Below are 18,037 nucleotides of genomic sequence, written 5' to 3' on the forward strand. Positions count from 1 at the left end.
GCGGGGCTCCTCATCTGTGCGGCTGACCTGCACAGCATCGCTTCGGGAGCCCTCGCGGGGACAGGGGGCGAGCGGGCATGTTGCGGGTAGGGCCAGCCCCACCCCGGCCGGGATCAATCGGCTTGCCGATGGCGTTATGATGGTGAGGTCAGGTAGCACCTACAAGGGGGTGAACGGTTTCGACTCTGGACGTTGAGTCAGGGGAAGCGTGCCGGTGCAGGCGAGAGACCACCGTAAGCGTCATCGCAAACCTATAAGCGCCAAGGCCAATAGCCAGCGCGACTTCGCTCTTGCTGCCTAAGTAGCAGAGTGAGTCTGTCGGCCCGGGATCGCCTCCGACCCGGTAGCCGGCATCAGCTAGGAGGCTTACCGCCAGTCCCGGCCACGGGTCCTGGTTGGGAAGCAAACAGTGGCTGGGCCTGTCACTTCAGCTTGTTCGTGTGACTGAAGGGGCCGAGTAGAGACAGAGCGGACTGCGCACGGAGAAGCCCTGGCAAGACGCTAGAGGACCCGGGTTCAATTCCCGGCACCTCCACTCGCTCACGAGCGAGGAATGTCCGCAGAAGACGCGGACCTTCCTCGCTCGTAGTGTTTTCTGGGGGTGCAACCCCCAGGCCCCGCCCGGAGGGCTTCGCCCCCGGACCCCCAATCGTGGTGGTGACGTTGTGTGGTCAGGCGCGGTTTGGTAGGTGGTGCTGTGGGGGCGTGGGTTAGCGGGGGGTGTTAGTCGCGGAGCGCGGTTAGGGTGTTTTCGAGGGTGCTGGCGATGTAGTCGGGATGGCCTGGTCCGCAGGTGATGTCGAGGTCGCCGTTGGTGGCGGCGCTCAGGTAGGTGAGGATGCGGCCGTGGTCTTGGCTGTCCACCGCGGTCAGCGGCAGGCTGGACTCCCGGGCGCCGTCGGTACGGGCGGCGACGTAGAGCTGGTGGCTGGCTGCTCGCCGTGACGTCATCAGGGTGCGGAGCTGTTCGGCGGCGGTGTAGTCGCTGGTGGTGTCGAGCGTGTAGTCGCTGGTCGTCTTCGGCTCGTAGCCGGCCTTCGGGATGGAGAACTCGCGGATGTCGGCGGCCGGGAAGTCGGGCAGCCCGTCCACGATGGCGCGGACCAGCCGACTCGCCTTGATCGTCTCCAGGGTCAGCAGGTTGTTCTCGACGGTGGCCAGCACGGCGTTGCGGCCGGTCGGTACCGCGAGCACGGCCCGGTCGTGGCCCCGGCGGTCGGTGGACCAGCCGTAGCACTCGGCGTCGGCGTTGGCGATCGCCAACATCAGGTCGCGGAACTCTCCGGTGACCCGGCCGGTACGCAAGTCGTAGAAGCCGGGCTCCGCCAGTGCCTGCCGGGTCAGCTCGTCCAAGCGTTCGGCGGCGTCGTCTTCGACCCAGACATCCACGACGCCCAGCACCGGATGAGCCGGGCCGATCTGTTCCCACTCCCAGGCTTTCGCGACCGCCAGACGCGGCACCGTCACCGGCTCGTCGAGCAGCATCACGTTGTCCCCCCGCTTGGATGCTGCCTATTGGCCGATCACGGGTGGCGTGGCTTTGCCGTCGTAGCCGAACAGGGCGCTCGGGTCGGCTTCCAGGAGGTAGTCGGGAGTCTTGTGCTCCTTGTCCTCGTCCTTGTCGCCCTTACCAGTGCCGGAGGCGAGGGGCATGCCGTTGGCGCCGCGCGCACCGGCCGTTCCCGGGCCCGTCCGGCCTAGGCGTTCGGCTGCACCACCTGAACGGCCGGTGCCGGTCGTTTTGCCTGGCGCAGCTGGGTTTCCGCGCTGGGAGGCGCCGCCACCGGTGCCGCCGCTGGATCCCCGGGGCAGGTAGATCCCGGGACTGTTGTGGCTGCCGGAGCCCGCTGCCGGGCTGGGAACGTATGGGGCGTTGTAGCCGGCTGGGTTGGATCCCGGCGAGCTGTGCACATCTGCGCTGGGGATGTATCCGGCAGTGCGAGTTCCGTCTTCGGCAGGTGAGGCGGCCGGAGTGGGGACTGACTGCTGTCCGCCAGGGTGCGGCTCGCTGCCGCGTTGCCTCGGAAGCGCCGTGGTGGTCTCGGGCTGACCGGGTGAGCTTGGCCGGTCCACGGGCCGTGGGGGAGCGCTGGTGCGGGCGACGGTGTGCTGGGTGTGGTCCTGCTTGCCTGCGACCTGGCTTGATTCCTGCGTCGTGTCCGTGGTGCCCGTGGTGCCCGCGGTGTCCGGGATCTGGCCGTAATCGACGGGCATCTTCTGGGCGTGACCGACGCTGGCGCTGGTGAAACCCTGGTAGACGGCATGGTTCTGCTGGATGGCGGCATTGCGCTCGTTGATCTTGTCCTCGTTGTCGGTGTCCCACGGCGTGATCGCGTCCCACGTGGTCTTCGACGGCGAAGTATCCGACACTTCGTGCAGGGAATTCCGGGTCGAGGTGAACGCGTGGGCCTGGTCGGTGAGGATGCTCTGGCCGTTGTCCAGAGCAGCCGACGCTGAGATGGCCACGTCGGCGAGCGGCCGCAGCGCCTCCCTGGCCGCGTCTCCACTCGGCCCCGACCAAGCATTCTCCAATCGGCCCACCGCACTGAGAGTGTCCGTTTCGATGCCTTGCTGTGCGCTCGCCTGCGCCGCACTGGTCTGCTGCGCCTCGCCGAGACTTTGCGGACCGGGCCCGGCCTTCACCCGGCGTACCAGTTCGCCCGGCGGGATGATCTTGCTTTCGGCCTGCTTCTGCTTCAGGTACGCCAGAAAATCCTCCGTTGGCCCGAACCCCATCACGCACCGCCTTTCAACGTGGTGACCACGGCGTCGCTGATCCGGCGGGCGGCGTCGCACGCGTCTGTTTTGCCGACATTCGATCGGGAAATGGTGGCATCCGCTTCGAAGGCGGCGTTGTCCGCGATGCCCACAGCGACACCGCATCGTCCAGTTGAACGATCGTCCCTCGACCCATACGCCACCACCGGATAGCCCTGTACGGGCGCCAGCTCCTCGAAGAATCCTCTGTCCTTTTTCGCGTAGACGTGGCCCAGGCCGTCCCGCCAGATGTACACGAACTGAACGGTGATGAGGGACCCTCGATCGTTGTTGGCCCAGTGACAGGTCTTCGCGAGTCCACTGTCGCTCGGTTTACCGGTGGCGGAGGCGCCCAAGAAGGTGGTGAGCTGGCTCGGGGTCAGAGCACGGCACGGATCACCGTCGAGTGTTCCGGCCGGTAGCGGATTCGTGATCTTCGGCGGTGCGAAGACTGAAGAAGCGGCGCCTGATTCGGGTGAGGACGGGGTGCTGGTGTTCGGCGTTGCCGGTCCAGGGCCGCTCGAACACCCGGCCAGCATGCAGGCGGCAACACCAAAACCGAGAACTTTCCAGTGAGGGTGCGAAGCCATCAGATCGGCCCCTGGCCGGCTTGCTTGGCGTCGGTGCTGGCTTGCTGATCGTTGGCTTCGTGAGTGCCGAGAGCTTCTGCCATCTTGTGGATGAAGCTGTCGAGGTAGGCACTCTCTTTCAGCAGGTGACCATGGTAGAAGTTCCCGGAGTTGTTGCTGGCGTCCGTGTTGCGCATGGATGCCGGGTCTTGCCCCGGCGGCACGATGGACCACATCGGCCGAGCTTCGTCGACCTGGGAGCTGATCCGCTCCCGCAGGTTCTTCAAGTTCGCCAACTCGGTGGCCAGGGCATCCCGGCTCAGGTGGAAGCCCGCCGCGCCTGATGCTGCACCGCCGCCGCCATCAGGCGGGCTGTCGATGACGAAAAACTCGGCCCCGCCTAGCGGTTTGCCTGGTGCTCCTGTCGGTTCAGTCATCTGCGTTCTCCCCGTTACGCCTGACTCGAACACTGTTTTCGGAACCGCGTGTCTCGCAAACGGGATAAATACTATCGTTTTCGGAAGTGACTGGGAGGGGGATATGGAAGTGGAATATTCATGGTCGAGCGAAATGATCATGTCTACCTGGTTCAATGTGGTCTCCAAGAGTGTCGTGCCGGGGTGGGGAGATTTTTTCGTCAAACGCAGCCTGGAATCCCGTCGAATTGGCTGTCACGGGAGGGGCTGGGGGTGCCATTCGAAAGGGCGAGAACATCTTGCATCAGGGGGTATACATGTTTCCTATCCGTGACAACCCCGGAAAGGAGTAGCCCGATCGGGGCTACTGAATATTGGCAAACGGAGTAACGTCGGCGCCCGTCCGGGCTCCGCGTTCTTGGCACGGCAGTCAGGCCGGGGTGCCGCCGATGCGGCTCGTCAGGTCGGCCGCGGCGTTGGCGACCTCGGTGGCCAAAGTGGGGAACGTTTCCTGGCAGGGGTGGTGCTCCGGGCAGTGGTGGCGCAGCGTCACGCTGATCGCGGCCATGGGGCGGGCGCCGTGGTCGAAGACGGGGGCTGCGACTGAGGCGAAGCCTGCCGTGACGTGGCCGTCTTCCAGGGACCAGCCGAGGCGGCGTTCCGCGGCGAGGGTGCGGCGCAGGGCGGCCAGCGAGTCCGGGCCGCGGGTGGTGCGGAGCACGAAGGACGCCGAGGACGGGAACAGGGCGCGGACGTGCGCGGCGGGCAGGTGACGCAGCATCGCGCGGCCCGACGCCGTCAGGTGCGCGGGCAGCCGCACGCCGACGTCGGTGACCAGGGTTTCCGGGCGGGCCGGGCGTTCCTTGATCAGGTACAGCGACTCGTTGCCGTGCAGCACGCCCAGGTGCGCGGTGTGCCCGACGCGGTCCACGAGCTTGCGCAGCAACGGGCCCGCCAGGCGCTCCAGCGGGTCGTGACGCAGGTAGGCCGAGCCCAGTTCGAAGGCGGCGATGCCCAAGCCGTACCGGCGTTCCGCCTGGAGGTGTGCGACGAAACCGGCCGCGGTCAGCTCGTTGAGCAGGTGATACGTGGTCGAGCGGGGCAGGCTCAGGTCACGCGCGATAGCCGCGGCGGAGACCGGGCCGGCGTGGCCCGCGAGCAGCCGCAGCACCGCCAGGCCGCCGCGGAGCGCGGGGACGTCCGAACTGCTCACGGGTGGGCCTCCGTCCGTTCCGGCACCAGCTCAGCACAAGCGCGAAGGGATCCCATCGACGCGCACGAGAGGGACACTCGCACCACACACCGACGCCCCGGCCACGCACTGTCTTGAATACCAGACACAACCACCCGACCGCGACTCCCGCCCCGCCGCCGATCGTTGTCCAATGGCCCCATGCCGGAACAAGTACTGCTGGGCCCGCAGCCGATGACCGCGGCGGACGTCGTCGACGTCGTCCGTGGCCACGCGACCGTCGGGCTCACCGACGCGGCCGGGAAGAACCTCGCCGCCACCCGCCTGCACATCGAGAACCTCGCGCACGCCACGACACCCACGTACGGCGTCTCGACGGGCTTCGGCGCGCTCGCGACGCGGCACATCCCGCTCGAGAGCCGCACGGCGCTACAGCGCAGCCTGATCCGCTCGCACGCCGCGGGCGCCGGGCCGGCGGTGGAGCCCGAGGTCGTCCGCGCGCTCATGCTGCTGCGCCTGCGCACCCTCGCCAGCGGGTACACCGGCGTCCGCCCGGAGACCGCGCAAACGCTTGCGGCCCTGCTCAACGCCGACATCACCCCGATCGTCCACGAGTACGGCTCGCTCGGCTGCTCGGGCGACCTCGCGCCGCTCGCGGCCGTCGCGCTCGCGTTGATGGGCGAGGGCGAGGTCGTCCACGAAGGCCGTACGAAACCCGCCGCCGAGGCGCTGGCGCAGGCCGGCATCGAGCCCGTGGTCCTCGCCGAAAAGGAGGGCCTCGCGCTCACCAACGGCACCGACGGCATGCTCGGCATGCTGCTGCTGGCCTCCGCCGACCTGCACCGGCTGCTGGACGTCGCGGACCTCACCGCCGCCATGAGCGTGGAGGCGCTGCTCGGCACCGACCGCGCCTTCGCCGCCGACCTGCAGGCCCTGCGCCCGCACCCGGGCCAGGCGACGTCCGCCGCGCGCATGTTCGCGGCGCTGCAGGGCTCCAAGATCGTCGAGAGCCACCGCGGCCCGGACTGCAACCGCGTCCAGGACGCGTACTCGCTGCGGTGCGCGCCGCAGGTTCACGGCGCCGCGCGGGACACGCTCACGCACGCGGAACTCGTCGCCGACACCGAGCTGCGGTCCGCTGTGGACAATCCGGTCGTGCTGGCCGACGGCCGGGTCGAGTCCAACGGCAACTTCCACGGCGCGCCCGTGGGGTACGTGCTGGACTTCCTGGCCATCCCGGTCGCCGACGTCGCCAGCATCGCCGAGCGCCGCACCGACCGGATGCTCGACAAGGCCCGTTCCCAGGGCCTGCCGCCGTTCCTCGCGAACGACCCCGGCGTCGACTCGGGCCACATGATCGCCCAGTACACGCAGGCCGCCGTGGTCAGCGAGCTCAAGCGGCTCGCGGTGCCGGCCTCGGTCGACTCGATCCCGAGCAGCGCCATGCAGGAGGACCACGTGTCCATGGGCTGGTCGGCGGCGCGCAAGCTGCGCAAGGCCGTCGACGGGCTCACCACGGTGCTGGCGATCGAGCTGCTCACGGCGGCCCGCGCGCTGGACTTCCGGGCGCCGCTGGAGCCGTCGCCGGTCACCGGCCGGGTCCGCGACCTGCTCCGCACCCAGGTCGCGGGCCCCGGCCCCGACCGTCACCTGGCGCCCGAGATCGCGGCCGCCGAAGAACTCGTGCGGTCGGGCGCTGTCCTGGCCGCCGCCGAACTGGAGGTCCGATGAGCACCGCCCGCACTGTCCGCGCCGCCCGCGGCACCACCCTCACCGCGAAGAGCTGGCAGACCGAGGCCGCGCTGCGCATGTTCCACAACAACCTCGACCCCGACGTCGCCGAGCGGCCCGACGACCTGGTCGTCTACGGCGGCACCGGCAAGGCGGCCCGCAACTGGGCGAGCTTCGACGCGATCACCCGCGAGCTGACCGCGCTGGAGGTGGACGAGACGCTGCTCGTCCAGTCCGGCAAGCCGGTCGGCGTGTTCCGCACGCACGAGTGGGCGCCGCGAGTGCTGATCGCGAACTCGAACCTGGTGGGCGACTGGGCGACCTGGCCGGAGTTCCGGCGCCTGGAGCAGCAGGGCCTCACGATGTACGGCCAGATGACGGCCGGCTCGTGGATCTACATCGGCACGCAGGGCATCCTGCAGGGCACCTACGAGACCTTCGCCGCCGTCGCCAAAAAACGCTTCGGGGGCACGCTGCGGGGCACGCTCACCGTCACCGCCGGGCTCGGCGGGATGGGCGGCGCGCAGCCGCTCGCCGTCACGATGAACGACGGCGTGGCGCTCGTGATCGAGTGCGACCCGCAGCGCGCGCACCGCCGCGTGGAGACGAGGTACCTCGACGAGGTGGCCGACGACCTCGACGACGCGATCCGCCGGGTCACCGCCGCCAAGAAGGAGCGGCGGGCGCTTTCGGTCGCCGTCGTCGGCAACGCCGCCGAGGTGCTGCCGGAGCTGCTGCGCCGCGGGGTCGAGGCCGACATCGTCACCGACCAGACCTCGGCGCACGACCCGTTGTCGTACCTGCCCAAGGGCATCTCCGTGGACGACTGGGCGGACTACGCCGCCAAGAAGCCCGACGAGTTCACCGACCGCGCGCGCGAGTCGATGGCCGACCACGTGAACGCGATGCTCGGCTTCCTCGACGCCGGCGCCGAGGTCTTCGACTACGGCAACTCGCTGCGCGGCGAGGCGAAGCTGGGCGGCTGCGAGCGCGCATTCGACTTCCCGGGCTTCGTGCCCGCGTACATCCGGCCGCTGTTCTGCGAAGGCAACGGCCCGTTCCGCTGGGCGGCGCTGTCGGGCGACCCCGAGGACATCGCGGCGACCGACCGCGCGATGCTGGAGTTGTTCCCGGAGAACGAGTCCCTCGCGCGCTGGATCAAGCTGGCCGGCGAGCGCGTGGCGTTCCAGGGCCTGCCTGCGCGGATCTGCTGGCTCGGCTACGGCGAGCGGCACCTGGCGGGGCTGCGGTTCAACGAGATGGTGGCCAGCGGGGAGCTGTCGGCGCCCGTGGTGATCGGCCGCGACCACCTCGACTCCGGCAGCGTCGCCTCGCCGTACCGGGAGACCGAGGGCATGGCCGACGGCTCCGACGCGATCGCCGACTGGCCGCTGCTCAACGCGCTGGTCAACACGTCCTCGGGCGCCAGCTGGGTGTCGATCCACCACGGCGGCGGCGTCGGCATGGGCCGGTCGATCCACGCCGGACAGGTGAGCGTGGCCGACGGCACGCCGCTCGCCGCGCAGAAGCTGGAGCGCGTGCTCACGAACGACCCGGGCATGGGCGTGATCCGGCACGTCGACGCCGGGTACGAGCGCGCGGCCGAGGTCGCCGACGAGCGCGGCGTCCGGGTGCCGATGCGGGATGAGCAGTGACGGCGTCCGGCCTGCTGGAGGAAATCGCCGACGTCGGCCGTGACGGCAAGCGCGGCGGCTACTCGCGTCACGCGTTCGACGCGCCGGAGCACGACCTGCGCACCTGGTTCGTGGAGCGGGCGCAGGGGCTGGGGCTGGACGTCGAGACCGACCGCAACGGCAACCTGTGGGCCTGGTGGGGCGCGCCGGGGCCGGACGCGGTGGTCACCGGCAGCCACCTCGACTCGGTGCCCGGCGGCGGCGCGTTCGACGGCCCGCTCGGGGTGGCGAGCGCGCTGGCTGCGGTGGAGTCGTTGCAGCACAAGGGGTTCCGGCCGGTCAAGCCGTTCGCCGTGGTGGTGTTCGCCGAGGAGGAGGGCGGCCGGTTCGGGGTGCCCTGCCTCGGCTCGCGGTTGCTGACCGGGACGATCGACGCGGACAAGGCCCGCGCGTTGCGTGACCAGAGCGGGGTCACGTTCGCCGAGGCGGCCGTGAAGTCCGGCCTTGACGCCGAGTGGATGGGCGCCGACCCGGACCGGCTGGCGCTGGTCGGGCGGTTCCTGGAGCTGCACGTGGAACAGGGCCGCGGGCTGGTCGACCTCGGCCGGCCGGTGGCGGTCGGCAGCACCGTGATCGCGCACGGCCGGTGGCGGTTCTCGTTCGAGGGCCAGGGAAACCACGCCGGGGCGACGCTGCTCGCCGACCGCGCCGACCCGATGCTGCCCGCGGCGGAGACCGTGGTCGCCGTCCGGCGGCTGGCGCGGACGCACGCCGACGCGCGCGCCACCGTCGGGCGGCTGGTTCCGACGCCCGGTGGCACGAACGTCATCGCGTCCACTGTGGATCTTTGGCTGGACGCGCGGGTGCCCGGCACCGGCACGCCCGAGCTGGTCGAGGAGATCAGGCGGGCGGCCGGGGCGGCGGCCGAGGCGGAGGGCTGCCGGCTGGTGGTCACGCGCGAGTCGTACTCGGACGACGTGGTGTTCGACGCGGGTCTGCGCCGTGACCTGGGCGAGTGGCTCGGCGACCCGCCGGAGCTGCCCACGGGGGCGGGGCACGACGCGGCGATCCTGTCCGGGTTCGTGCCGGCTGGGATGCTCTACGTGCGCAATCCGACCGGGATCAGCCACTCGCCGGAGGAGTTCGCCGAGTCCGGTGACGTCGAGGCCGGGGCGCGGGCGCTGGCCGAGGTGCTGGAGCGGCTGGCGGCATGAAGGCCTTCTGGTGTGAGCGAGCCTGGTTACCCGGCGGGATCGCCGACGGGGTACTGGTCGAGGTGGCGGACGGCCGGATCACTGCGGTGACGCCAGATGCGCCGCGGGTCGGTACAGTCCTCAATGGACTTACGCTGCCGGGGTTCGCGAACGGCCACTCCCACGCGTTCCACCGGGCGCTGCGAGGGCGGACGCACCATGAGCGAGGGACGTTCTGGACCTGGCGTGAGCGGATGTACTCCCTCGCCGCGCGGCTTGATCCGGACTCCTACTACCGGCTGGCGCGTGGCGTTTACGCGGAGATGGTGCTGGCCGGTTACACGAGTGTTGGGGAGTTCCACTACCTGCACCACGCGCCGGGTGGGAAGCCGTACGCGTCGCCGAATGCGATGGGCGACGCGCTGCGCCAGGCCGCGCGTGACGCCGGGATTCGTCTTACCCTGCTTGACACTTGTTATCTCGCGGGTGGCATCGGTGTGCCGCCGGACGAGGTGCAGCAACGGTTTTCCGACGGCTCCGCGGAACGGTGGGCGGAACGCGTCTCGTTGCTCGAAGAAGACGCTGGGTTCCGGGTGGGCGGCGCGATCCACTCGGTCCGCGCGGTTCCCGGCGATCAGCTGTCCGAAGTGGACAAGGGCGTGCCCGAGGACCGGCCGCTGCATGTCCACCTTTCCGAGCAGCGGGCCGAGAACGAGCAGTGCCTCGCCGCGTACGGGATGACGCCGACCGAGCTGCTGTACAGCCATGGGGTGGTGGGGGAGCGGCTGACCGCCGTGCACGCCACGCACCTGACCCGGCTCGACATCGAGCGGCTGGGGGCCGGGCGGGCCGGCGCGTGCTTCTGCCCGACCACCGAGCGGGATCTCGGCGACGGCATCGGCCCGGCCAGGGCGTTGCTCGACGCCGGGGTGCGGCTGGGCATCGGGAGTGACAGCAATGCCGTGGTCGACGCGTTCGAGGAGACCCGGGCGCTGGAGCTGAACGACCGGTTGGCAAGTGAGCAGCGCGGCCGCTTCAGCGTCGAGGAGCTGCTGGCGGCGGGCACCGACCACGCCGCGGTCGGCTGGCCGGAGGTGGGCGAGCTGGCCGTCGGCGCCGGAGCGGACCTGGTGACGGTGGTGATGGACTCGGTCCGCACGGCCGGCGCTGAGCCGTCCGGGGTGGTGTTCGCGGCCGCGGCCGCCGACGTGCGGAACGTGGTGGTGGCGGGCCGCGAGGTGGTTCGCGACGGCGGGCACCTGCTGGTGGAGCGACCGGAGGCCGTACTGGCCGGGGAGATCGAGGCGTTGTGGCAACACTGATCACGGGAATCGGCGAGCTCACCACGAACGACGCCGAGCTGGGCAAGCTGGGTGACGCCGCGCTGGTGCTGGACGGCGGTGTCGTCGCGTGGGCCGGGCCGGCCGGGCGCGCGCCGGCCGCGGACGAGCGCGTGGACGTCGAGGGGCGCGCGGTGCTGCCAGGGTGGGTGGACAGCCACACGCACCTGGTGTTCGCCGGTGACCGCACGGCCGAGTTCGAAGCGCGGATGGCCGGAAAGCCTTATACGGCAGGCGGAATCGCCGTCACTGTCGGCGCGACGCGGGCGGCCTCCGACGAGGAGCTGACCCGAAATCTGAGTCGACATGTCGATGAGGCGGCCGCGCAGGGCACCACGTGCCTGGAGACCAAGACCGGGTACGGGCTGACTGTCGCCGACGAGGCCCGCTCGGCGCGGATCGCGGCGGCGGTGGCCGACGAGGTCACGTTCCTGGGCGCGCACCTCGTGCCGCCGGGCGCCGACGCGGAGTCCTATGTGGACCTGGTCTGCGGCGAGATGCTCGACGCGGTGGCGGGCCACGTGCGGTGGGCGGACGTGTTCTGTGAGACCGGGGCGTTCGACGAAGCTCAGTCGGCGCGTGTCCTCAAGGCGGCGGCCGAACGCGGCCTCGGGCTGCGGGTGCACGGCAACCAGCTCGGCGAGGGCGCGGGGGTCCGGCTGGCGGTGGAGTACGGCGCGGCGAGTGTCGACCACTGCACGTACTTGAGCGACGAGGACGTGGCGGCGCTGGCGGCGTCCGACACGGTCGCGACGCTGCTGCCGGCTTGTGACCTCTCGACGCGCCAGTCCCTCGCCCCGGCGCGGCGGCTGCTGGACGCGGGCGCGACGGTCGCGTTGGCCAGCAACGCCAATCCGGGCAGCTCGTATACGACCTCGATGGCTTTTTGTGTCGCCACAGCCGTTCTGCAGATGCGGATGACGATCGACGAGGCGGTGTGGGCGGCCACCGCGGGCGGGGCGCGGGCACTGCGGCGTGACGATGTGGGTGTGCTGAGGGCGGGGGCGCGGGCGGACGTGCACGTGCTGGACGCGCCGTCGGTCACGCACCTGGCCTACCGGCCGGGGGTGCCGCTCACCTACGGAGTCTGGCGAGGCGGTGATCGAATCCGCTAGCCTGGAGCCGGAGGACGCGCGAAGACCTAGTCCGGTATGGGTTAGTCCGGATGATTCGCCCGGCATCTCGCGGCTGTCGCGCACGGCTCGCGTGAACCCTGTGCGTCCCTTTTCAGTCGATACGTCTGTGAAGGGACTTTGCCATGTCTGTGCCGAGCGATCGTGCTGTGCTCGAAGACGGTGTTGTCGTGATCGGGGCGGGGATCGGGGGACTGTGCCTCGCCCAGGGGTTGCGGCGGGCCGGAATCCCTTGTGCTGTCTACGAACGGGATGCGTCGCCGGAGGCCCGGCTGCAGGGGTACCGGCTGCACATCGACGGGGCGGGCACCGGCGCGTTGCGGGAAGTGCTGCCGGACGAGCTGTACGACCGGTTCTTGGACACGTCGTTGCGACCCAAGCCTACTGTGCCGCTCTACGACGACCAGCTCGCGCTGCAGTCCGTGCAGGAGTTCCCGGACGCGGGGTTCAACGTCAACCGCATGACGTTGCGGCACATCCTGCTGAGCGGGCTCGACGACGTGCGTTTCGGGAAACGGCTCACCCACTACGAAAACGACGCCGACGGGGTCACCGCGTACTTCGCTGACGGGACCTCGGCGCGCGGCCGGGTGCTCGTCGGCGCGGACGGGGTGAACTCGCCCGTCCGGCGCCGGCTCCTGCCGCACGCGCGGATCGAGGACACCGGGCTGCGGCAGCTGTACGGCAAGATCCCGCTGGACGACGAGGCCCGGCGGCTGTTCGACGACGAGATGCACGCCGTGTTCAGCATGATCGCAGGCCCCGGTCGCACGATGGTCGGCGTGGCGCCGGTGGCGCACCCGGAGCCGTTCATGACCTGCTCGGTCGGTGTGCGGCGGGAGGCGATCGGGCTGTCCGAGGACGAACTGGCCGGGCTCTCGGGCGCGCAGCTGCAGGAACTCGCGCTGAAACTCGTCGACGGATGGCATCCGCGGGTGCGGGCGATGGTGGCCGGCTGGGCGCTGGAAACCGTGTTCCCGCTGGTGATCCGGACGAGTGTGCCGTTCTCGCCGTGGGATTCCGGCCGGGTGACGCTGCTGGGGGACGCGGTGCACGCGATGAGCCCGGCGGCCGGGGCCGGGGCGAACTGCGCGTTGCGGGACGGGGCCGCGTTGGCGGCGGCCTTGGGTGAGGGGCCGGATGAGGCCGTTGCCGGTGGCACGATCGCCGCTTACGAGGAGACCATGATTGCCCACGGGTTCGCTGCCGTGCGCGAGTCCGCGGCGAACGGGCACCAGTTCCTGGGCCAGGATCCGTTGCCGGTCTGAACCGGTGCCGGTCTCCCGGCACCGGAGTCAGGCCGAGTGGGTGGCCAGGTGGTTCAGCACCAAGGGAATCACCTGGTCCGGCGCCTCCTCCGGTAGCCAGTGGCTGGCCCCCTCCAGGATCTCGAACTGGTACGGCCCTTCGACCAGTTCCCGGGTGAGGGTGGCGGCGCCGCGGCCCAGTTTGGTGTCCTGGCCGCCCCAGATGTAGAGCGTGGGGACGGTGATGGGGCCGGCGGGGATGGTGAAGGCGTCGTCGGTGGCGCCGCGGTACCAGTTGAGCGTGGCGGTGAGGGCGCCTGGTTCGGTGAGACGCTGGACGTTGCGCTCGACCTGCGTTTCCGGGATACGGCCGGCGTACGCGGCGCGCAGGCGGGCGGCGTCGTCGGCCAGCAGGGACGCCTCGGCGACGCCGCCGGGGGCGCGGAAGAAGCGGACGTAGTCCAGGTTGCGGTTCTGGCCCTCGTCGGACTGGGCGGACCACTGCAGGGCGACCGGATGCGGCGTCGCGAGGACCGACAGCGAGCGCAGGCGCTCCGGGTGGCGGGTGGCGACCACCCACGCGACCATGCCGCCCCAGTCGTGGGCGACCAGGTGGAAGCGGTCCGCGCCCAAGGCATCCACAAAGGACAGTGCGTCGGCGGCGAGATGGTCGATCGAATACGACTCGACGCCGGACGGGCGGGCCTCGCGGGCGTAACCGCGCTGGTCCACGGCCACGGCGTGCCAGCCGGCCTCGCCGAGGGCGCGCAGTTCGGCCGTCCAGGAATCGGCGAACTCGGGCCAGCCGTGCAGCAGCAGGACCAGCTCGCCGGTTTCCGGGCCGGCGGCCAGCGCGGTGTGCCGGTGCTGGCCGATTTCGAGCGTCAGCTCTCGCAGGTCACTCACCGGCGAGCCCCCGTTCCGGCAGCCACGGGACGGCGATGCGGTGCGTCTCGTCCAGGACTTCCTGCAGTTCGACGACGTTGCCGTCGGGGTCGCGGCCGTACGTGGTGCGCACGTTCGGCGCGACCAGCTGCGGCGGGCAGTGGAACGTCATGCCCGCGGCGACCAGGCGTTCGTACTCGGCGTCCAGGTCGGTGACGTCGAAGCACAGGTGCGTCAGGCCGGGGTCGCAGACGCGGCGCGCGGGGTCGCCAGGGCCGGGCTCCGGGCTGGTGTACTCGAACAGCTCGATGTACGCGTTTCCCTTGCGCAGCATGACACTGTGGGCCGAACAGTCGTGCAACGCGGTGATCTGGTCCGCGACGTCGGTGCCGACCTGCCAGCCCCAGTCGCTGATCACCTCGCAGCCGAACAGGTCGACGTAGAAGGCCGCGGTGCGCTTGAGGTCGAGCGTCGCGATGGCGAGGTGGTGGATGCCGCGGATCATCGGGCGGCCCCGCCTTCGACGAGCGTGCGAACGCTGGCGAGCCAGGCCTCGTGATCGGTGGCGCGCAGGACCATCCGCTCGGCGACGTCCTTGTGCGGCAGGATCAGCAGCTGTTCGGCGCGCATGCCCTCGACCACGGCCTCGGCGACGTCGGCGGGCTGCAGCACCCCCGCGGCGGCGACCACTTCGGACGCCCCGGTGGACTGGCCCATGGCTTCGTCGAGCAGCCGCGTCTGCACGGCCTGCGGGCAGACGCAGGAAACGCGGATGCCGTTGTGGTGGTAGGTCATCGAAAGCCATTCGGCGACGGACACCGCGGCGTGCTTGGTGACCGTGTACGCCATCGCGGACGGCTGGATCAGCAGGCCCGCGGCGGACGAGGTGTTCACGAGGTAACCGCCGCCGGCCTCGGTCATCCGCGGCACGAGAATTCGTGACGCCCACACGTGCGACATCACGTGAATGCGCCAGAGGCGGTCCCATTCGCCGTCGGGGGTCTCCGGTCCGGCCGCGGGGCCGCCGACGCCGGCGTTGGAGAAGTAGACGTCGATCGGGCCGTTGGCCTCGGTGGCGAAGTCGATCAGGCCGGCCACGTCCGATTCGCGCCCGGCGTCGAACTTCCTCGCGGTGGCGCCGAATTCCGCGGCGACCGCGCGGGCCCCGTCGAGGTCGGCGTCGGCCACGACGATCGCGCGGGCGCCCTCCCGCGTGAACCGCTCGACCAGCGCGCGGCCGATCCCGCCCGCGCCGCCGGTGATGACGATGTGCTTCCCATGCATTTCCACGGGCCCACGGTAAGCCGGAAAGATCAAGGAATTCCAGGGGAGCGGGGGCACCGACGATGCCCGCACGGGCGAGACGTGAACCGTCTTCACCTGCGACGACAGGGAATCTCGCTCAGCGAGACGTGGGGTCCGGCGGCGGTGAAGTCCGGCTCGGCCAATTCCGTCAATTCGCACATTCCGTGCAGCAAAAGGAAAGCCGGTTCACTCAGAGTTCAGTAACTCGACATTCGCGCGGGATCGGGGGTCGCCCGATCGGTGGGTAGCGTCGAATCGGCACGTCGAGCCGAGCTGGAGAGCGCGCATGGACTTTTCCCTGATCGTCTTGGTGGTGGTCGTGGCGGCACTCGCCTTCGACTTCACCAACGGGTTCCACGACACTGCGAACGCGATGGCGACATCCATCGCCACGGGAGCGTTGAAGCCCAAAGTCGCGGTCGCCATCTCGGCGGTGTTGAACCTGGTCGGGGCGTTCCTGTCGATCGAGGTCGCGAAGACGATCTCCGGCGGCATCGTCGACGACGCCAAGGTGACCCCGGTGGTGATCTTCGCCGGGCTGATCGGCGCGATCATCTGGAACCTGGTGACCTGGCTGCTCGGGCTGCCGTCGAGCTCTTCGCACGCGCTGTTCGGCGGGCTGATCGGCGCGACCTGGATCGCGTCCGGCGCCGACGCCGTGCACTTCGGCAAGGTGGTCGAGAAGGTCCTGATCCCCGCGGTCGCGTCGCCGATCGTGGCCGGGGTGATCGCGCTGCTCGGCACCTTCCTGACCTATCGCATCACGCAGAAGTCGCGCCAGGACGTGGTGGGCAAGGGCTTCAAGACCGGCCAGATACTGTCGGCCAGCCTGGTCTCGCTCGCGCACGGCACCAACGACGCGCAGAAGACCATGGGCGTGATCACGCTCGCGCTGATCGCCGGCGGCACGCTCGCGCCCGGCTCGAACCCGCCGTTGTGGGTCATCGTGGCCTGCGGCCTGGCGATCGCGGCCGGCACGTACCTCGGCGGCTGGCGGATCATCCAGACCATGGGCAAGAAGCTCACCGAGATCCAGACGCCGCAGGGCTTCGCGGCGGAAACCAGTTCGGCGGCGGTCATCCTGGCCTCGTCGCACCTGGGCTTCGCGCTGTCGACGACGCACGTGACGTCCGGCGGCATCATCGGCTCCGGCCTCGGCCGCAAGCTCGCCGAGGTCCGCTGGGGCGTCGCGGGCAAGATGGTGATCGCCTGGGCGCTGACGCTGCCGGCCGCCGCCGTTGTGGGCGCCATCGCCTCGGCCGTCTCGACCCGGGGGAGCTGGGGCACGGTGCTGGTGGGCGGGGTCGGCGTGCTCCTCGCGCTGGCCATCTGGCTCATCTCGCGGCGTAACCCGGTGACGGCCAAGACCATCAACGAGCCGGAGGCCGTCGAGGCCACCCCGGTCCCGGCCTGAGGGAGCGAGCATGAACATCGACTGGGGCGCACTCGGCCTGGTCTTCGTCGTCGCGCTGGTCGCCGCCGTGGGGCTGACCACGCTGTTCGCCTACGGCATCCGCGGGCTGTCCGAGCGTGACTCGGCGCGGGAGCAGGGCGGCACGGGCACCGTGCAGCTGACCGGCTCGGTCGTCTGCTTCGCCGTGTGCGCGGCGGTGGTCGCCTACGGGATCTACCTCATCGTGGCCTGAGCGCGGGCGCGCAGGCCTTCGGGCAGCTCGTCGAGCAGCGGCAGCACCGCGGCCCGGCGGGCCTCGCCCAGGTGGGACAGCACGTCGAGGGCGGGCTCCCACAGCGTCTCGTCGGCCGCGGCCGCGCGGATCAGGCCGGGCAGGCGGCCTTCGGGCAGCAGCCCCATCACGTGGTCGATGCGCGTCTTGTCGTCGAGCACGTACGCGGTGCGCAACAGCGCCGCGTCGTCGAGCAGGCTGAGGCTGCGCCGCACGGTCGGGTCCGGCAGGTGCCCGACGAACCGGCCCAGCGTGATCCAGTCCTGCCGCCGCGTCAGCTCCCGCGCGACCGCCAGCACGGTGTCGATCGGGATGCGCGTGATGATCGACGTCGCGCGCCGCGGGTCCAGCTCGGCCGCCACCTCGGCGAGGAACCTCGGCGGCAGCCGCTTCGCGACGTCGACGCCGCGTGAGACATCGACCAGCCCGGCGATCCTCGCGCACAGCAGCGGGCCGAACACCTTCTCCGCGATCTTCGCGATCAGCGGCGCGGGCAGCAGCCGGCTGGCCAGCGCCATTCGCTCCAGCACCACGAGGTTCGCGTCGAACAGCGTGGTGGTCGCCTGCTCGCGGAACAGCCGCAGGTCGGCGACGTCCACTTCGGCCAGGTAGGCCAGCCGCTCGGGCTCGACGCCGAGCACCCGCGCGAGCTTGAGGATCTCCGGGTTCACAGCCCGACCACCTTGCGGACCGCCCCGCGCAGCAGCGCCGGCACGTACCGGAGGCCTTCCTCGCCCGCTTCGCCGAGGGCCTTGGCCTGCCGGTGCCGGGCGTCGCGCAGTACCTCGGCGAGATCCCGCTTCTGCTCCTCGGGCAGGGCTTCGATGCCTTCGGGGAGGGGGCCGCCGAGTTGCTCGGCGAGTGTGCGCTCGGCCATGGTCACCCATCATGCCCCAGGGCCGCGGTGGCGCAGAGCGAGCGGGGTTGACTTTCGGCAGTGGTGACGCCGC

18 protein-coding genes and 1 other RNA gene are annotated in these 18,037 nt (G+C 70.5%); 9 read left to right on the forward strand and 10 right to left on the reverse strand.

Annotation, left to right across the window (positions count from 1 at the left end; translation table 11 throughout):
- Positions 1 to 165 precede the first annotated feature (165 nt).
- Positions 166 to 538: a transfer-messenger RNA gene (gene ssrA / locus OG943_RS43555) on the forward strand.
- A gap of 185 nt (positions 539 to 723) precedes the next feature.
- On the opposite strand, the gene OG943_RS43560 is transcribed toward ssrA, so the two are convergent.
- The 5 genes from OG943_RS43560 to OG943_RS43580 all read right to left on the reverse strand — a co-directional run bounded on the left by OG943_RS43560 (position 724) and on the right by OG943_RS43580 (position 4,955).
- The gene (locus tag OG943_RS43560; RefSeq protein WP_328606704.1) at positions 724 to 1,485 is read right to left on the reverse strand and encodes an ESX secretion-associated protein EspG; all 762 of its coding nucleotides are present in this window, start codon (positions 1,483 to 1,485) and stop codon (positions 724 to 726) included.
- Between the two features lie 27 nt (positions 1,486 to 1,512).
- On the reverse strand, positions 1,513 to 2,736 hold the full coding sequence (locus tag OG943_RS43565; protein ID WP_328606705.1) for a hypothetical protein: 1,224 nt from the start codon (positions 2,734 to 2,736) through the stop codon (positions 1,513 to 1,515).
- The gene (locus OG943_RS43570; protein ID WP_328606706.1) at positions 2,736 to 3,347 is read right to left on the reverse strand and encodes a DUF3558 domain-containing protein; all 612 of its coding nucleotides are present in this window, start codon (positions 3,345 to 3,347) and stop codon (positions 2,736 to 2,738) included. Before OG943_RS43570 ends, OG943_RS43565 begins: the two co-directional genes overlap by 1 nt.
- On the reverse strand, positions 3,347 to 3,763 hold the full coding sequence (locus tag OG943_RS43575; RefSeq protein WP_328606707.1) for a hypothetical protein: 417 nt from the start codon (positions 3,761 to 3,763) through the stop codon (positions 3,347 to 3,349). Before OG943_RS43575 ends, OG943_RS43570 begins: the two co-directional genes overlap by 1 nt.
- Positions 3,764 to 4,172: 409 nt before the next feature.
- Positions 4,173 to 4,955, reverse strand: coding sequence for an IclR family transcriptional regulator (locus OG943_RS43580; protein WP_328606708.1), 783 nt, complete (start codon positions 4,953 to 4,955; stop codon positions 4,173 to 4,175).
- A 180-nt stretch (positions 4,956 to 5,135) separates the two neighbouring features.
- On the opposite strand from OG943_RS43580, the gene hutH reads away from it, so the two are divergent.
- From hutH to OG943_RS43610, 6 genes are all read left to right on the forward strand, one after another.
- Positions 5,136 to 6,665, forward strand: a complete 1,530-nt coding sequence (gene hutH, locus OG943_RS43585) for a histidine ammonia-lyase (protein ID WP_328606709.1) — start codon at positions 5,136 to 5,138, stop codon at positions 6,663 to 6,665.
- Positions 6,662 to 8,320, forward strand: coding sequence for a urocanate hydratase (gene hutU / locus OG943_RS43590; protein WP_328606710.1), 1,659 nt, complete (start codon positions 6,662 to 6,664; stop codon positions 8,318 to 8,320). The genes hutH and hutU overlap by 4 nt, the downstream gene beginning before the upstream one ends.
- Entirely contained in the window at positions 8,317 to 9,513 is a 1,197-nt protein-coding gene (locus OG943_RS43595) for an allantoate amidohydrolase (protein ID WP_328606711.1), read from the forward strand. Before hutU ends, OG943_RS43595 begins: the two co-directional genes overlap by 4 nt.
- Positions 9,510 to 10,814, forward strand: a complete 1,305-nt coding sequence (locus tag OG943_RS43600) for a formimidoylglutamate deiminase (protein ID WP_328606712.1) — start codon at positions 9,510 to 9,512, stop codon at positions 10,812 to 10,814. Before OG943_RS43595 ends, OG943_RS43600 begins: the two co-directional genes overlap by 4 nt.
- Complete coding sequence (gene hutI / locus OG943_RS43605; RefSeq protein WP_328606713.1) at positions 10,802 to 11,947, forward strand: imidazolonepropionase; 1,146 nt, start codon at positions 10,802 to 10,804, stop codon at positions 11,945 to 11,947. Before OG943_RS43600 ends, hutI begins: the two co-directional genes overlap by 13 nt.
- 143 nt (positions 11,948 to 12,090) lie before the next feature.
- Entirely contained in the window at positions 12,091 to 13,233 is a 1,143-nt protein-coding gene (locus OG943_RS43610; protein ID WP_328606714.1) for an FAD-dependent oxidoreductase, read from the forward strand.
- Between the two features lie 27 nt (positions 13,234 to 13,260).
- Here OG943_RS43610 and OG943_RS43615 read toward each other — a convergent pair whose 3' ends face one another.
- The 3 genes from OG943_RS43615 to OG943_RS43625 are packed head-to-tail and all read right to left on the reverse strand — an operon-like array spanning position 13,261 to position 15,381.
- Positions 13,261 to 14,118, reverse strand: coding sequence for an alpha/beta fold hydrolase (locus OG943_RS43615; RefSeq protein ID WP_328606715.1), 858 nt, complete (start codon positions 14,116 to 14,118; stop codon positions 13,261 to 13,263).
- Complete coding sequence (locus tag OG943_RS43620; RefSeq protein ID WP_328606716.1) at positions 14,111 to 14,602, reverse strand: VOC family protein; 492 nt, start codon at positions 14,600 to 14,602, stop codon at positions 14,111 to 14,113. Before OG943_RS43620 ends, OG943_RS43615 begins: the two co-directional genes overlap by 8 nt.
- Entirely contained in the window at positions 14,599 to 15,381 is a 783-nt protein-coding gene (locus tag OG943_RS43625; protein WP_328612332.1) for an SDR family oxidoreductase, read from the reverse strand. Before OG943_RS43625 ends, OG943_RS43620 begins: the two co-directional genes overlap by 4 nt.
- A gap of 307 nt (positions 15,382 to 15,688) precedes the next feature.
- On the opposite strand from OG943_RS43625, the gene OG943_RS43630 reads away from it, so the two are divergent.
- Positions 15,689 to 16,816: an inorganic phosphate transporter gene (locus tag OG943_RS43630; RefSeq protein ID WP_328606717.1), complete on the forward strand. Its 1,128-nt coding sequence runs from the start codon at positions 15,689 to 15,691 to the stop codon at positions 16,814 to 16,816.
- Between the two features lie 10 nt (positions 16,817 to 16,826).
- Positions 16,827 to 17,048, forward strand: a complete 222-nt coding sequence (locus OG943_RS43635; RefSeq protein ID WP_328606718.1) for a hypothetical protein — start codon at positions 16,827 to 16,829, stop codon at positions 17,046 to 17,048.
- Here the strand turns inward: OG943_RS43635 and OG943_RS43640 are convergent.
- On the reverse strand, positions 17,030 to 17,758 hold the full coding sequence (locus OG943_RS43640; protein ID WP_328606719.1) for a hypothetical protein: 729 nt from the start codon (positions 17,756 to 17,758) through the stop codon (positions 17,030 to 17,032). The genes OG943_RS43635 and OG943_RS43640 overlap by 19 nt on opposite strands.
- Entirely contained in the window at positions 17,755 to 17,964 is a 210-nt protein-coding gene (locus tag OG943_RS43645) for a hypothetical protein (RefSeq protein ID WP_328606720.1), read from the reverse strand. Before OG943_RS43645 ends, OG943_RS43640 begins: the two co-directional genes overlap by 4 nt.
- Between the last annotated feature and the right edge of the window lie 73 nt (positions 17,965 to 18,037).

The organism is Amycolatopsis sp. NBC_00345 (assembly GCF_036116635.1).
Classification (GTDB): domain Bacteria; phylum Actinomycetota; class Actinomycetes; order Mycobacteriales; family Pseudonocardiaceae; genus Amycolatopsis.